At 66.6% G+C, this 14401-nt stretch carries 15 protein-coding genes; 9 read left to right on the top strand and 6 right to left on the bottom strand.

Translation table 11 applies throughout. The features are described from left to right. Window positions 1-23 precede the first annotated feature (23 nt). Entirely contained in the window at window positions 24-1142 is a 1119-nt protein-coding gene (locus AB6806_RS07645) for a PQQ-dependent sugar dehydrogenase (RefSeq protein WP_370954379.1), read from the top strand. A gap of 19 nt (window positions 1143-1161) precedes the next feature. Here the strand turns inward: AB6806_RS07645 and AB6806_RS07640 are convergent, their stop codons facing one another. Further along, window positions 1162-1458, bottom strand: a complete 297-nt coding sequence (locus AB6806_RS07640; protein ID WP_370954378.1) for a hypothetical protein — start codon at window positions 1456-1458, stop codon at window positions 1162-1164. A gap of 260 nt (window positions 1459-1718) precedes the next feature. Here AB6806_RS07640 and AB6806_RS07635 point away from each other — a divergent pair, with 260 nt between their 5' ends. The 7 genes from AB6806_RS07635 (at window position 1719) to AB6806_RS07605 (ending at window position 8830) form a co-directional block, all read left to right on the top strand. Beyond that, window positions 1719-2903, top strand: coding sequence for a lytic murein transglycosylase (locus AB6806_RS07635; protein ID WP_370954377.1), 1185 nt, complete (start codon window positions 1719-1721; stop codon window positions 2901-2903). 77 nt (window positions 2904-2980) lie between these two features. Then, entirely contained in the window at window positions 2981-3370 is a 390-nt protein-coding gene (locus AB6806_RS07630; protein ID WP_370954376.1) for a RidA family protein, read from the top strand. A gap of 91 nt (window positions 3371-3461) precedes the next feature. Further along, window positions 3462-5051, top strand: a complete 1590-nt coding sequence (locus AB6806_RS07625) for an ABC transporter substrate-binding protein (RefSeq protein ID WP_112762700.1) — start codon at window positions 3462-3464, stop codon at window positions 5049-5051. Window positions 5052-5192: 141 nt separating this feature from the next. Then, complete coding sequence (gene leuB / locus AB6806_RS07620) at window positions 5193-6302, top strand: 3-isopropylmalate dehydrogenase (protein WP_370954375.1); 1110 nt, start codon at window positions 5193-5195, stop codon at window positions 6300-6302. 233 nt (window positions 6303-6535) lie between these two features. Continuing rightward, the gene (gene msrP, locus AB6806_RS07615) at window positions 6536-7492 is read left to right on the top strand and encodes a protein-methionine-sulfoxide reductase catalytic subunit MsrP (RefSeq protein WP_370954374.1); all 957 of its coding nucleotides are present in this window, start codon (window positions 6536-6538) and stop codon (window positions 7490-7492) included. Between the two features lie 91 nt (window positions 7493-7583). After that, on the top strand, window positions 7584-8159 hold the full coding sequence (locus tag AB6806_RS07610; protein WP_370954373.1) for a methylated-DNA--[protein]-cysteine S-methyltransferase: 576 nt from the start codon (window positions 7584-7586) through the stop codon (window positions 8157-8159). 119 nt (window positions 8160-8278) lie between these two features. Beyond that, window positions 8279-8830 (top strand): NADPH-dependent FMN reductase, encoded by a 552-nt coding sequence (locus AB6806_RS07605; RefSeq protein WP_112762698.1) that lies wholly within the window; start codon window positions 8279-8281, stop codon window positions 8828-8830. Window positions 8831-9635: 805 nt separating this feature from the next. Here the strand turns inward: AB6806_RS07605 and AB6806_RS07600 are convergent. The 3 genes from AB6806_RS07600 to AB6806_RS07590 all read right to left on the bottom strand — a co-directional run bounded on the left by AB6806_RS07600 (window position 9636) and on the right by AB6806_RS07590 (window position 12728). Beyond that, window positions 9636-10526 carry a LysR family transcriptional regulator gene (locus AB6806_RS07600; RefSeq protein ID WP_038359069.1) on the bottom strand — a complete coding sequence of 297 codons (891 nt, stop codon included), beginning with the start codon at window positions 10524-10526 and terminating at the stop codon, window positions 9636-9638. A 143-nt stretch (window positions 10527-10669) separates the two neighbouring features. Then, window positions 10670-11635 (bottom strand): thioredoxin-disulfide reductase, encoded by a 966-nt coding sequence (gene trxB, locus AB6806_RS07595; protein WP_370954372.1) that lies wholly within the window; start codon window positions 11633-11635, stop codon window positions 10670-10672. A gap of 82 nt (window positions 11636-11717) precedes the next feature. Then, on the bottom strand, window positions 11718-12728 hold the full coding sequence (locus tag AB6806_RS07590; protein ID WP_142021725.1) for a mitochondrial fission ELM1 family protein: 1011 nt from the start codon (window positions 12726-12728) through the stop codon (window positions 11718-11720). A gap of 61 nt (window positions 12729-12789) precedes the next feature. Here AB6806_RS07590 and AB6806_RS07585 point away from each other — a divergent pair, with 61 nt between their 5' ends. Continuing rightward, on the top strand, window positions 12790-13254 hold the full coding sequence (locus tag AB6806_RS07585; protein WP_038359067.1) for an Lrp/AsnC family transcriptional regulator: 465 nt from the start codon (window positions 12790-12792) through the stop codon (window positions 13252-13254). Window positions 13255-13261: 7 nt separating this feature from the next. Here AB6806_RS07585 and AB6806_RS07580 read toward each other — a convergent pair whose 3' ends face one another. Next, entirely contained in the window at window positions 13262-13771 is a 510-nt protein-coding gene (locus AB6806_RS07580) for a hypothetical protein (RefSeq protein ID WP_112762695.1), read from the bottom strand. Window positions 13772-13847: 76 nt separating this feature from the next. Next, window positions 13848-14321, bottom strand: coding sequence for a transcription elongation factor GreA (gene greA / locus AB6806_RS07575; protein WP_038359065.1), 474 nt, complete (start codon window positions 14319-14321; stop codon window positions 13848-13850). Window positions 14322-14401 lie beyond the last annotated feature (80 nt).

Below are 14401 nucleotides of genomic sequence, written 5' to 3'. Positions count from 1 at the left end.
GGGAAGCTATGCGGCGGCTCGGGATGGCTTTGGGGCTGGGGGCAGGGCTTGCGCTTGCCGGCGTGATCGCTCCCGCGACCGCACAGAAGCGCTTTCCCTCGAGCGCCGGCGAGCTTGCGGTCGAAACCGTCGCAGGTGGGCTGGAGCACCCGTGGGGTCTCGCCTTCCTGCCGGACGGACGCATGCTGGTGACGGAGCGGCCGGGCCGGCTCAGGATCGTCGATGCCAAGGGCGAGCTGTCGCGGCCCCTCTCCGGCATCCCGAGCGTGATGGCGCGCGGGCAGGGCGGCCTGCTCGACGTGGCGCTCGATCCGGGCTTCGCTGAGAACCGGTTGGTCTACCTCTCCTATGCCGAGCCGCGACCGGGCGGCAACGGCACCAGCGTCGCCCGCGGCAGGCTGAATGAACAGGGCACCGCGCTGACCGGCGTCGAGGTGGTCTTCCGGCAGATGCCGACGGTCAGCTCCAACCTGCATTTCGGCTCGCGGCTGGTCTTCGACCGGACCGGCGCGCTCTTCGTGACGGTCGGTGAGCGCTATACGCAGCGCGACCAGGCGCAGAATCCGGCCAACCATCTCGGCAAGATCATCCGCATCCGCCCCGATGGCAGCGCGCCGGCGGATAATCCGAAGAAGCCGGGCTGGGCCCCGGAAGTCTGGTCGATCGGCCATCGGAACGTGCAGGGCGCGGCGTTGCATCCCGATACCGGCCAGCTCTGGACGGCCGAGCACGGCGCGCGCGGCGGCGACGAGATCAACACGCCGAAGGCCGGGCTGAACTATGGCTGGCCGGTCATCACCTATGGCGTCGACTACTCCGGCGCCAAGATCGGGGAGGGGACGGCGAAGCCCGGTATGGAGCAGCCGCTGTTCTACTGGGACCCGTCGATCGCGCCTTCAGGTGCCGCCTTCTATACGGGGCCGGTCTGGCCGGCCTGGAGGAATTCTCTTTTCGTCGGGGCGCTGGCCGGCAGCATGCTGGTCAGGCTGTCCACGCAGGGTGAGAAGGTGACGGGTGAGGAGCGCCTCCTCACCAATATCGGTGCACGCATCCGCGATGTCCGGCAGGGGCCGGATGGCTTCCTTTATCTCCTCACCGACGAGACGGACGGGCAGATCCTGCGGGTGCGGCCGGCGAAATAGACGCCGAGCCGCAATCGGCTCAGGGGCCGCAATCCCACTCGCTGTCGAGGGCATAGACATTGCGCGTCGCCAGCTTGCCGGTGGTGTCGTAGAGGTCGCCGACATAATAGGTCATGCCGGCGTCGTCATGATCCTCGCGCTTGACCTGCAGCGACCAGCCATAGCCGACCTTCCTGCTGTGCCAGGCGGGGTGGATGGCGCCGATCGAGGCGGAGCCGAGGATCTGGGCCCTGGAATCGCTCGGGCTGCAGGTCGGGCCGGCCAAGGCGGGCAGGGTGCCGGCAACGAGGCAGGCGGCAATCAGCAGGGTCCTCACGGGGCAGTCCTTACGAATCGGGGGCGGTCGCGGCGAGCCATATCCACTGCGCGGCGCGAAAGGCCAAGCGCTGTTGGCGCGTAGCTGTGTTGCGCTGCAACCGGGGCTGGTCAGCCCTCGGCCTGGACGATGAAGCGTCCTGCCGGTGTTCGCGTTCCGATAGCCGCGTTTTTCCTTCGCACCGCCATTCTCGCTGGTTAACCTCCGTTAACCACGCTCGCCTAGCTTCGCGGCGAATGCATTCGAATCGGCGGAGACCCATGCGCGCAATCAGACTGGCCCTGCCCCTCGTCCTCTTCGCCTCTGCCGCCTGCGCTCAGGCGGGCTTTCAGTCCTGCCTGTCCGGCCTGCGCGCCGACGCGGCGGCCAAGGGCGTGTCGGGCGCGACCTTCGACCGTGCCATGGCCGGTGTCGAGCCGGACATGAAGGTCATCGAGGCGATGAACAACCAGCCGGAGTTCAAGACTCCGATCTGGGACTATCTCGGTACGCTGGTCGATGACGAGAAGGTGGCGGAAGGGCGCAACATGCTGCGCCAGCATGCCTCCGTCTTCGCGGCGGCCGAACAGCGCTTCGGTGTCGATCGCCACACCATCGCCGCCGTCTGGGGCGTCGAAAGCGATTTCGGCAAGGCTCGGGGCAAGTGGCCGCTGGTGCAGTCGCTGGCGACCGGCGCCTGCCTCGCACCGCGCCGCAACGCCTTCTTCAAGGGCGAGCTGATCGCGACGCTACAGATCATCCAGCGCGGCGATGTTCGGCCGGATCGGCTCTTCGGCTCCTGGGCCGGAGCCTTCGGGCACACCCAGTTCATTCCCTCGACCTATCTCAGGCTCGCCGTCGATGGCGACGGGGACGGCAAGCGGGACCTCGTGGATTCCATTCCCGACGCGCTGCACTCCACCGCGAACTTCATGGCCAAGGCCGGCTGGGTGACGGGTGCGAGCTGGGGCTACGAGGTGCGCGTGCCGGATGGCTATTCCGGGCCGAGCGGGCGCAATCCGAAGCATCCGGTCTCGACCTGGGCGGCGCGCGGCATCGTCAAGTTCGACGGCTCGCCTTTGAACGGCGCCGGCAATGCCGGGCTCCTGATGCCGGCCGGCCGCAACGGCCCGGCCTTCCTCGTCTTCAAGAATTACGATGCCGCCTACAGCTACAATGGCGCGGATTCTTACGCCTTGGCGATCTCGCTCCTCTCCGACCGGCTGCGCGGCAAGCCGGGCGTGCAGGGGCAGTGGCCGACCGACGACTTGCCGCTGTCGCGCGAGCAGCGGCGCGAGCTCCAGCGCCTGCTGATCTCACGCGGCTACAATGTCGGCGAGCCCGATGGTGCCGTGGGCTCACTGACGCGCACGGCGATCAAGGAGATCGAGGGCAAGCTGGGCATGCCCCAGACGGGGCGGCCGGGCGAAAAGGTGCTGCGCGCGCTGAAGGGCGGGCGGGTCTGAAGGTTGCAGAAAACGGGTGGCGCCGCGGGCGCGCTTCAGAGAAGCGTTTCCGCCGCATCCAAGCTTCCGGAGACAGCATGACACGCCGCCTGATTTCCACCGGCTCGCCCTTCGAGCGCGATTTCGGCTATTCGCGCGCCGTGGTCGATGGCGATCTCGTCTTCGTCTCCGGCACGACCGGCTACGACTACGCCACCATGACGATGCCGGACGATCCGGCCGAGCAGGCGCGCAACATCTTCCGCACGATCGGCGCCGTGCTGGAGGAGGCGGGGTCGTCGCTGACGCAGGCCGTGCGGGCGCAGTACTTCGTCACCGACCGCAGCTATTGCGAGCCGGTGCTGGCGGTCTGCGGTGAATTCTTCCGCGAGATCAGGCCCGCCGCCGGCATCTATGTCGTGGCCGGGCTGCTCAAGGCGGAGATGAAGGTCGAGATCGAGGTGACCGCGCGGGTCACGCGGGACTGATCGGAGTTGTCGACACTCTGTCGACTTTTGGTATATCTCTTGCAGGTCAGCGTGCATCAAGGCGCGTGCCTTAAGCAGAGGGAGATATGCCATGTCGATCCGTCGTCGCACTGTTCTCAAAGGTGCTGGTGCGCTTGCCGCGACAGCCTTCCTGGGTAACCGGGCCTTCTCGCAGGGAGCGGCGGCGACGCTGCGCTTCAACCCCTCGACGCCGCTGCCCTCGCTCGATCCGATCACGGCCACCAGCTACGTCATCCGCAACCACGGCTATCTGATCTACGACACGCTGTTCGCGACCGACGCGAATTTCCAGATCAAGCCGCAGATGGTCGAAGCCTGGGAGACGGCGACCGACGGGCTGAGCTGGACTTTCCGCCTCCGCGACGGGCTCTCCTTCCATGACGGCGAGCCGGTCCGCGCTGAGGACTGCATCGCGTCGATCGCCCGCTGGTCGAAGCGTGATGCCTTCGGCCAGACCTTTGCCACCTTCGTCGAGGGCTACGATGTCGTCGACCGGCGCAGCTTCCGGATTCGGCTGAAGAAGCCCTTCCCGATGATGACGTCCGCGCTGGGCAAGCTCTCGTCGAACGTGCCCTTCATCATGCCGGAACGCATCGCGCAGACCGACCACATGAAGAACATCACGGAGGCGATCGGCTCCGGCCCGTGGCGTTTCATGGACAAGCAATGGGTGCCCGGCCAGAACGCGATCTATGAGCGCTTCGCGCAATACAAGCCGCGCGAGGAGGCGCCGTCCTGGGCCGCCGGCGGCAAGATCGCCAAGATCGACCGCATCGAGTGGCTGGCGCTGACCGAAGCTGCCGCCGCGGCCGGCGCGCTGATGCAGGGAGAGCTGGACTGGTACGAGCAGCCCCCGGTCGATCTCATCCCGATGCTGAAGGGCAACAAGGACGTCGTCATCGAGAACGTGCCGCTCGGCCTGTTCCTGCTGATGCGGTTCAACCAGTTGCAGCCGCCCTTCAACAATCCGGCGATCCGCCGGGCCGTGATGGCCGCCGTCAACCAGACCGACTACATGGAGGCCGTCGTCGGCGACAAGGCCTACTACAAGGAGGCCAAGACCTTCTTCACGCCCGGCTCGCCGATGTCGAGCGGGGCGGGCGGGCAGGCCGCCATGCCGGGTAATCTCGAGAAGGCCAAGGCCATGCTCAAGGAGGCCGGCTACAAGGGGGAGAAGGTCATCCTGCTCGCCCCGGCCGACCAGCCGATCGCCTATCAGCAATGCATGGTCACCGAGGATCTGCTCAAGAAGCTCGGCATCAACGCGGAACTCGTCGCGACCGACTGGGCGAGCTTCATCGGCCGGCGCGCCAATCGTGGCCTGCCCGAGCAGGGCGGCTGGTCGGTGTTCCATACGCTCTGGTCCTGTGCGGATACGCTCAACCCGGCGCTGCATCCGCTGACGCGGACCAATGGCGGCGCGGCCTGGTTCGGCTGGCCCGATGACGCGCCGATGGAGGGGCTCCGCGATGCCTGGATCGCAACGCCGGAAGAGGCCAAGCAGAAGGAGATCGCGGCCAGGATCGAGGAGCGCGGCTTCGAGGCCGTTCCCTATGTCCCCTGCGGCCTCGTCCAGCAGCCCATGGCGTTCCGCAAGAATCTGAGCGGCATGGTGCTCTCGCCGGTCCAGTTCTTCTGGAACATGGAGAAGAAGGTCTGAGCACCGCTCTCGGCGCCGGCGCATGGTCTGCCATGCGCCGGCTTCGCGTGCCTGCCGCTTGCGTCGTCACGGTTCCGCCCGTAATCACCGCCGCGAGACCGGAAACCGGTTCGGTTCACGACCAAGCGCGAGGCGACGACCATGGCGACCCACAAGCTCCTGCTGCTCCCCGGCGACGGCATCGGCCCCGAGGTGATGGGCCAGGTCGAGCAGATCGTCTCCTGGTTCGGCAAGCAGGGGCTCGGCTCCTTCGAGATCGAGAAGGGTCTCGTCGGCGGCGCCGCCTATGACGCGCACAAGCAGGCCATCTCCGAAGGCGACATGAAGCTGGCGCAAGACGCCGACGCCGTGCTGTTCGGCGCGGTCGGTGGCCCGAAATGGGCGGATGTGCCTTATCAGCACCGGCCGGAAGCCGGCCTGCTGCGCCTGCGCAAGGATCTCGGCCTGTTCGCAAACTTGCGTCCGGCGATCTGCTATCCGGCGCTGGCCTCCGCATCGTCGCTGAAGCCTGAAATCGTCGAAGGCCTCGACATCCTGATCGTGCGCGAGCTCACCGGCGGCGTCTATTTCGGCGAGCCGAAGGAGATCGTCACGCTGGAGGATGGCTCGAAGCGCGGCGTCGACACGCAGGTTTACACTACGCCTGAGATCGAGCGCATCTGCCGGGTCGCCTTCGAGCTGGCGCGCACCCGCCGCAACAAGGTCTCCTCGGCCGAGAAGCACAACGTCATGAAGACCGGCGTGCTCTGGAAGCAGACGGTGACTGCGCTGCACGCCGCCGAGTACAAGGATGTCGAGCTCGAGCATGTGCTCGCCGACAACTGCGCCATGCAGCTCGTGCGCCGGCCGAAGCAGTACGACGTGATCGTCTGCGACAATCTGTTCGGCGATATCCTCTCCGACGTCGCGGCGATGCTGACCGGCTCGCTCGGCATGCTGCCCTCGGCCTCGCTCGGCGCGGAAGACCCCGTCACCGGCAAGCGCAAGGCGCTCTACGAGCCCGTCCACGGCTCGGCGCCGGACATCGCCGGCAAGGGCCTGGCCAATCCGATCGCGATGATCGGCTCGTTTGCCATGGCGCTGCGCTATTCGTTCAATGCGGGCGAGGCAGCCGACCGTCTCGAAGGCGCGATCGCCGACGTGCTGGGTTCCGGCACCCGCACCAAGGACATCGCTGCTGATGGCGCCAACGCCGTCTCGACCAGCGAGATGGGCGCCGCCATCATCAAGGCGCTGGAAGCGCTGGGCTGATCGTTATCCTTCTCCCCCCTCGGGGGAAGGTGTCTGCGAGGCGACGGACGAGGGAAGGGCCGCATAGCGGCCCTTTTTCGTTTTGGCGAGGGTCCTGCCCTCATCCGTCAGCGCTGCGCGCTGCCACCTTCTCCCCCGAGGGGAGAGGGAAGACCTCCCTCTCTCGCTCGTGAATTGCCGTGACACCGCTTTCGTGGCTTAGCTCGGCGCAACGAAAGCGGAGTATGTCCGTCATGCTGATCAAGCGCCGCGCCGGCTGGGAATTGCCGGAGAGCGAAGCGACGCCGGAAGGCGCCTTCCTCAATCGCCGCCAACTCATGGCTGCGGGAGCTGGGCTGATCGCCGGTGCGGCCCTGCCGCGTCCGGCCGCGGCCCAGACGCCCGATCCGACGCTCGACCTCTACCCCGCCAAGCGCAACGAGGCCTTCAAGATCGACGTGCCGCTGACCAAGGCGGAGGACGCGGCGAACTACAATAATTTCTACGAATTCGGCATGTCGAAGGACATCGTCGACGCCTCGCAGCGGCTGGCGACGCGGCCCTGGAGCATCCAGGTCGACGGCTTGGTCGAGAAGCCCTTCGAGATCGGCTTCGACGACCTCGCCCGCAAGCTGCCGCTGGAGGAGCGGCTCTATCGCTTCCGCTGCGTCGAGGCCTGGGCGATGGCCGTGCCCTGGACCGGCATTCCGCTCAAATCCTTCGTCAATCTCGCCAAGCCGCTCTCCGGTGCGAAATACATCCGCTTCGAGACCTTCCTGAACCCGCGCGTCGCGCCGGGGCAGAACCAGCGCTGGTATCCCTGGCCCTATGTCGAGGGGCTGACCATCGCCGAGGCGGCGAATGATCTGCCGCTGCTCGTCACCGGCATCTATGGCAAGCCGCTGCCGACGCAGCACGGCGCGCCGCTGCGGCTGATCACGCCGTGGAAATACGGCTTCAAATCGGTGAAATCGATCCGCAAGATCAGCTTCGTCGCGGAGCGGCCGAAGACTTTCTGGGAGGCGCTGCAGGCCAGCGAATACGGGTTCTGGGCCAATGTGAACCCGGCCGTGCCGCATCCGCGCTGGAGCCAGGCGAGCGAGCAGGTGCTGGGCTCGCGTGATCGCCGGCCGACGCTGATCTATAACGGCTATGGCGAGCAGGTCGCCGGGCTCTACAAGGGGCTGGAGGGCGAAGCCCTCTTCATGTGAGGCCCGACCTGCTGCCAGCTTTCGGGTGCCCTCAGCGCTATGCCGCGTGCTAGACCCATCCGGTCCACGCAATGGCGCCGGGAGCAAGAACATGGCCACCCAGCATTTCCATCTCTTCGCGACGGCGATCGGCATCTGTGCCCTGGTTTGGGAAGGCGAGCGCTTCATCGGCGCGCAACTGCCCGAGCGGGACGAGGCGGCGGCGCGCAAGCGTCTGGAGCGGCGCTTCCCGGAAGCCGAGGAGACCGAGGCGCAAGGCTTCGTCGCGGACACTGTGGCGGGCATCCGCGCCTTGTTCGAGGGCGAAAAACGCGATCTCTCGCATCTGCCGCTCGCGATCGAGCGGACGCCGGACTTCAACCGCAGGGTCTATGAAGTCGCGCTGTCGATCCCGCATGGCGAGACGTTGACCTATGGCGAGGTGGCGCAGCGCATCGGCGAGCCCGGCGCGGCGCGGGCTGTGGGCGTCGCGCTCGGCCAGAACCCCTGGCCGATCATCGTACCCTGCCACCGCGTGCTGGCGGCCGGCGGCAAGACCGGCGGCTTCTCGGCCGATGGCGGCGTCGAGACCAAGCTGCGCATCCTGACGATCGAGAAGGCGCGGACCAGCACCGAGCCTGGCCTGTTCGAGGCGTTGCCGCTCGCAGCCCGGCCACCGCGTTCCTGACCACCGCCGGACCATGGCGATTGAAACGCTGCAATGATGCGCTTGCAGCGCATCGTCTTGCGCCGGGCTCGCGGAGCCTTCTACTGTCACGGCAGTTTCGCCCAACAACGAGGAATGCCATGGCCAAGTTGAAGCTCGCCATCGTCGTCGGCAGCACCCGCCGCGAATCGATCAACCGCAAGCTGGCGGAGGCTCTGGCGAAGCTCGGAGCCGATGTCTTCGAACCCTCCTTCGTGCGGATCGACGACCTTCCTCTGTTCAACCAGGATCTCGAAGCTGATCGCCCCGAGCCGACGCTGCGCCTGAAGCGCGAGATCGAGGCGGCCGATGCCATCCTGATCGTCACGCCCGAGCATAATCGCTCGATCCCGGCCGCGCTCAAGAACGCGATCGACTGGGCTTCGCGCCCCTATGGCAAGAATTCCTGGGCGGGCAAGCCGGTCGCGGTGACCGGGGCCAGCGGCGGCGCCGTCGGCACGGCGGTGGCCCAGAACGAGCTGCGCATGATCATGACCAATCTCGCCGGCGTGGTGGCCGGCGGGCAGGTCTTCATCACCTTCAAGGAAGACCTGATCGACGCGAACCACGAGATCACCAATGAAGGCACGCGCAGCTTCCTGCTGGGCTTCCTCGACGGCTTCGCCAAGATCGTCGGCAAGCTCGCCGCCTGAGCGGCAGGGATCTGGATGCGCTCTCCGGAAGGCACCGCTTCGGCGGTGCCTTTTTTGTCGGCTCGATCTGTCGGGAGCGGAGCGCCGCAACAGGGCGCGGCGCAAAAAAAGGGCCGGCGTCCCCGAGGGGAGCCGGCCTTGAAAGTTTGAAACATCTGGCTCAAACGCCAAACATCTCAGAGGGGAACGGCTGAAACGAACTCAACGCCGGGAGGAGATTGCGGAGCCCGTTCCGAACAACCGTGTACTCAATATTGTGCAGGACCTGCCGTTTTGCAATGCAGCATAGCTTGGAGCCGCCATGCGCAAGCTGCATATCTCGCTCTCAGATGCGACCAATTTGTGCCTAAATGATTGAGAAATATGCACTCATTGCAGATTGAAATTGCGACGATCTATCATCCAGGATGAAGGTTGGTAGCTTCTGCCCGTATGGCGTGCACAGTTTCTGGGCTGCCGTCATACATTTTCAGGATTTCAGTTGGTTGCTCAGCCGGCTGGCTGCCTACGAATCGAGCAGGCGGCAAGGCGACAGCGGCCTGCGTTTTCATGGAGATATGGGCCGTTCCGGCCTGGGCGAACGCAGCGCCGGAGCTCTTGCCCGAAGCGCCCCGCAAGCGCTTCGGCGTGGGGGCCGGGTCAAGTCCGGGATGATGCGGTGGGTTCGTGCAAAATCAGCAGGCGGCCGGGCAGGTGCCTGCGGCCGGGGTCCGCAATCGCGATGCATTTTCAGGAGAAGTCCGCGCCGGGGCGGAACGCGAGCCGCCGACGTACCCGGAGGGTGCGCCGGCGATCCGCTGGGCTGTTAGTAGGTCCAGCGCTGCGCCTTCTGGATCAGGAAATCGCGGAAGACCTGGACGCGGGCGACCGACTTCATCTCTTCCGGATAGACCAGATAGCTCTCAAGCTGCGGCATCTCGGTCTCGCGCATCAGTTGCACGAGCGGCGAGCCCGTCTCGATCAGGTAGTCCGGCAGCACAGCGATGCCTGCGCCGGAATCGACGGCGCGCTTCATCGCCGTGATGTTGTTGACGACGAGATGGATCGGGCGCGGGTTGCGCTGGTCGCGGCCGATCGTGCCGAGCCAGTGCACGGCCGTGAGATAGGATGGCGAGGTGCCGCCGAAGGAGACGATCCGGTGGTTGTCGAGATCCTCGTAGCTCTTCGGCTCGCCGAAGCGCTTCACGTAAGCCGGCGAGGCATAGACGTGATAGTGCACGGTGAAGAGCTTGCGCTGGATCAGGTCCGGCTGCTGCGGCTGGCGCAGGCGGATGGCGATGTCGGCCTCGCGCATCGAGAGGTCGAGCTCCTCATCGGTCAGGATAAGGTCGACCTTGATGTCCGGATAGAGGTCGAGGAATTCGGCCAGGCGCGGCGTCAGCCAGTGCCCACCGAGGCCGCGCGTCGCCGTGACCTTGAGCTCTCCCGAGGGATGCTCGCGGGTCTCCGACAATTGCGAGCGCGTGCGCTCCAGCCGCTGCGTCATCTCGCGCGCGGCGCGCCAGAGCAATTCGCCCTGCTCGGTCAGAATCAGGCCGCGCGTATGCCGGTGAAACAGCGGCGCCCGCAGCTCACGCTCAAGCGCGCCGATCTGCCGGCTCACGGCGGATTGACTCAACCCCAGAACATCGCCAGCTTTTGTGAAACTGCCTGACTCTGCGACGGTATAAAAAATTCTAATGCGGTCCCAATCCACCGCGCTTCCCCCGATATGCATTTTGTGCATGGTGGGGGATAAAGTTCTTGTCCGTCAATGCCCGGACGACAGAGATTGTTCTTTTTGGCACTGAATCTGGTGAGGGGATTCATCGATTCCAGTGATGAATCCCCGAAAAGCCCTTATTCAGCGGCTTCTCGCTGATCGAGCGTGCTCGCCACCAGCCAGCGCTCGGCGTCGAGAGCGGCCATGCAGCCCATGCCGGCGGCGGTGACGGCCTGGCGATAGTGCTCGTCGGTGACGTCGCCGGCCGCGAAGACGCCCGGAACATTCGTCTGAGTCGTTCCCGACTCGACTTCGAGATAGCCGGTCTCGCGCATGGCGAGCTGGCCGACGAAGAGTTCGGTCGCCGGCTTGTGGCCGATGGCGATGAAGACGCCGTCGGCCTTGAGCTCGCTCTCGGCGCCGGTCTTGGTGTTGGTCAGGCGCAGATGCGTGACATTGGGCGGGGTCGTCCCGCCGCAGATCTCGGCGATCTCGCTGTCCCAGATCACCTCGATCTTCGGGTGCTTGAACAGCCGGTCCTGCATCACGCGCTCGGCGCGCAGGTGGTCGCGGCGATGGACCAGCGTGACCTTGCTGGCGAGATTGGCGAGATAGAGCGCTTCCTCGACCGCGGTGTTGCCGCCGCCGACGACCACGACCTCCTTGTTGCGGAAGAAGAAGCCGTCGCAGGTGGCGCAGGCCGAGACGCCGAAGCCCTGGAAGCTCTGCTCGGAGGGCAGGCCCAGCCACTTCGCCTGGGCGCCGGTGGCGATGATCAGCGCGTCGCAGGAATAGGTCTCGCCGCCATCCCCCCAGAGCCGGAAGGGGCGCTGCGACAGGTCGACCCTGCCGATATGGTCGGAGACCATCTTCGTGCCCATGTGCTCGGCCTGGGCGCGCATCTGCTCCATCAGCCAGGGGCCCTGGATGACGTCGGCGAAGCCCGGATAATTCTCGACATCGGTGGTGATCATGAGCTGGCCGCCGGCCTGGAGGCCAGAGATCAGCACCGGTTCCAGCATGGCGCGGGCGGCGTAGATCGCCGCCGTGTAGCCGGCGGGGCCGGAGCCGACGATCATGACGCGGGCGTGGGTGTGGGCCATCGTCTCGTTTCCTTCTCCGCGGCCGGGCCGCGCTCGACTCCGTCAGATACGGCGGCGTGGCGCCGAAACAAGGGTCGCTGCTTCAGGGGCCCGTGAGCCCGAGCGCCGCCCTGTGGCGCAGCCAGCCTTCGCGTATCGCATCGGCTATGATCGGCGTGGAGTCTATCGGCTGGTAGCGTTCGCCATCAAGCTGTCCACGGAAAGCATGCACAACGCCCTGGCGCGTCAGCGATGCGATCAGGGCGGCGATCTTGGCATGGCCGCCCTGAGGCTCGAAGACGAGAACTGGCACGCCGGTCGCCGTCGCCTCGCCGATCATGTTGGTCGAGTCCGCGGTGACCACGATGGCGTCGGCATTGGCGAGCAGGGCGATGTAGGGGTTCTCGCCGCTGCCATCCCACCACCAGCCGCCATGCCGGGCGAAGACCGCTGCCACCCCGGCGGAAAGCGCGGGCGAGGTCCGGCGCGAGGGCGAGCCCATCAGGCTCGCGCCGGAGGCGGCCAGGGCGTCGAGCTGTCGGGCGAGGCGCTCGCTATCCGCCGGGGTGAAACGATGATGCCGGCTGTCGCCGCCGACGAGCACGGCGACACGCGGCGCGGGCAGGGCGGCGATCGGCGCCGGCGGCGCTGCGCGGGCGGCGGCGAGGCGCTCGGGCGTCAGGCGATGAGGGGAGGTGGTGGTGACCAGGACATTGCCGCCGCGCAGCCGGTCATGCTCCGCGACCCAGATCAGATCGGCCGTACCGGTGCCGGTGCGCGGGTCCTTGAGGAAGACGGTGAAGGTCCGGCCATTCGAGGCCTTCCTCACCGCCCTGAGATAGGCGACGGCACGCCGGCCGGAGGCGATGGCGATGTCGGGGAAGGGCGGGCGGATCGGGCTTTGCGGCCGCTCCGATCCCTCGCGCGGGTCGATGGGGCCGCGCGGCATCAGCCAGGCGAAGGGCTTTCGCGGCGCCACCCGGCGGATCTCCGGCACGATGCCGAGCCGCTCGGCCACACCGAGGCATTGCAGCTCATCGCCGGCCTTGCCGTCGGTCAGGACCCAGATCGTCGGGGCGGTTTTCTGATGCAAGGGGGCGGGCGTCTGCGGCATGCGCCTTGTATCGCCTGCCGACGCCGTCTACACCAGCGCCACCTGCCTCAGAGGACATTCATTGCCGGCGAAACTCGACGATATCGACCTGCGTATCCTGCGCGAGCTTCAGGCCGATGGGCGCATGACCAATGTCGAGTTGGCAAGCCGCGTCGGCATCTCGCCGCCCCCTTGCCTCAGGCGCGTCAGGGCGCTGGAGGAGGCCGGGTTGATCCGTGGCTACCATGCCGATCTCGACGAGCGGAAGCTGGGCTATGAGGTGGTCTGCTTCGCCTTCGTGCATCTGGCGAGCCAGGCGGAAGCCGATCTCGTCGCCTTCCAGAGCCGCATCCGTGACTGGGCGCCGGTGCGCGAATGCTGGACGCTCTCCGGCGACATCGACTTCGTGCTGAAATGCGTGGCGCCCGACCTGAAGGCGTTTCAGGATTTCGTCGGGGATCTGACGGCGCTGCCGAACGTCCGCAATGTGCGCACCGCGCTCGCCCTCGACCGGGTCAAGGACGAGCCGATCGTGCCTTTCGGCTGAGCGGCGCTCAGCCCGCGACGTAGCGCTTGATCCAGTAGGCGTTGTTGCGCGCCAGCGCCTTCAGCCGGCGCTGGTCGACATCCGGCAGATACCAGGCGCCTGCGCCACCCGAGAGTTCCGTCGACATGATCGGCCAGCTGTTGAGCGCGCGGCCGCGGCTGTCGTAGAGCGTGACCGTGCTCTCGAGATAGTCGTTGCTGGCGCCGCCATCGGCCGGCTTGCCGCCGCCACCACCGCCGGCATAGCTCGCCAGCCAGAGGCTGCGGACCGTCACGACGAGGCGGTTGCCGGCTCCCTGACGGAATTCCGGTCCGAGGATCTCAGCCAGCGTTCGCTGAAGCTCGGCGCTGACCAGCCTGACATTGTCGCCCCAGGCATCCGTGACCGTTCGCGCGAACTCGACGCGGATCGAGCCGATGGGCGCGGCCTGTGCGAGAGCAGGCGAGAGGCCGGACGGGAGCAGCGCGAGCGATGCCCCCGCAAGCGACAATGCGAGGAAGTGGCGGCGTGTCGTCATGGCGTCGTCTCCGAAGGCCTTCGGAGATAATGTAGGAGCTCGGGCGCCGATTGCCATCGGCGCCCTGTTGCCGTGGTTAGCGGAAGGCGACTCCGACGATCTCGTAGGACTTGCCGCCGCCGGGCGTATTGACCTGCACGGAATCGCCGACCTTCTTGCCGATCAGCGCGCGCGCGATCGGCGAGCCGACCGAGACCTTGCCCGACTTCACGTCGGATTCGGGCTCGCCGACGATCTGGTAGCTCTTCTCTTCCTCGGTATCGTCGTCGATCAGCTTGACCGTGGCGCCGAACTTGACCGTGTCGCCGCCGAGCTTGGAGACGTCGATGATGTCGGCGCGGCCGATCAGCGACTCCAGCTCCATGATGCGGCCTTCGTTCAACGACTGCGCTTCCTTCGCCGCGTGATATTCGGCGTTCTCGGAGAGGTCGCCGAGCGCACGGGCCTCGGAGATCGCCGCGATGATGCGCTGACGCTCGACCTGCTGGCGGTGCTTCAACTCCACCTCCAAAGCGGCGAAGCCGCCCGCAGTCATGGGAACCTTTTCCATTCTTTCCGTCCCGTAAGATCCGAAAGCGCGGCTGACGCCGGCCCCGTCCAAGGGTGCCGGCGCGTCCGCGCTTCCGCTCG

Origin of the sequence: Allobosea sp. RCC_152_1 (assembly GCF_041360765.1) — a bacterium.
Classification (GTDB): domain Bacteria; phylum Pseudomonadota; class Alphaproteobacteria; order Rhizobiales; family Beijerinckiaceae; genus Allobosea; species Allobosea spartocytisi.
This window is presented reverse-complemented; position numbering and strand designations above follow the sequence as displayed.

Bases quoted from the DNA above. Each gene is read 5' to 3' on its own strand.
- AB6806_RS07645 (WP_370954379.1), top strand. From the start codon at position 24: ATGGCTTTGGGGCTGGGGGCAGGGCTTGCGCTTGCCGGCGTGATCGCT.
- AB6806_RS07635 (WP_370954377.1), top strand. From the start codon at position 1,719: ATGCGCGCAATCAGACTGGCCCTGCCCCTCGTCCTCTTCGCCTCTGCC.
- AB6806_RS07630 (WP_370954376.1), top strand. From the start codon at position 2,981: ATGACACGCCGCCTGATTTCCACCGGCTCGCCCTTCGAGCGCGATTTC.
- AB6806_RS07625 (WP_112762700.1), top strand. From the start codon at position 3,462: ATGTCGATCCGTCGTCGCACTGTTCTCAAAGGTGCTGGTGCGCTTGCC.
- leuB (WP_370954375.1), top strand. From the start codon at position 5,193: ATGGCGACCCACAAGCTCCTGCTGCTCCCCGGCGACGGCATCGGCCCC.
- msrP (WP_370954374.1), top strand. From the start codon at position 6,536: ATGCTGATCAAGCGCCGCGCCGGCTGGGAATTGCCGGAGAGCGAAGCG.
- AB6806_RS07610 (WP_370954373.1), top strand. From the start codon at position 7,584: ATGGCCACCCAGCATTTCCATCTCTTCGCGACGGCGATCGGCATCTGT.
- AB6806_RS07605 (WP_112762698.1), top strand. From the start codon at position 8,279: ATGGCCAAGTTGAAGCTCGCCATCGTCGTCGGCAGCACCCGCCGCGAA.
- trxB (WP_370954372.1), bottom strand. From the start codon at position 11,635: ATGGCCCACACCCACGCCCGCGTCATGATCGTCGGCTCCGGCCCCGCC.
- AB6806_RS07590 (WP_142021725.1), bottom strand. From the start codon at position 12,728: ATGCCGCAGACGCCCGCCCCCTTGCATCAGAAAACCGCCCCGACGATC.
- AB6806_RS07580 (WP_112762695.1), bottom strand. From the start codon at position 13,771: ATGACGACACGCCGCCACTTCCTCGCATTGTCGCTTGCGGGGGCATCG.
- greA (WP_038359065.1), bottom strand. From the start codon at position 14,321: ATGGAAAAGGTTCCCATGACTGCGGGCGGCTTCGCCGCTTTGGAGGTG.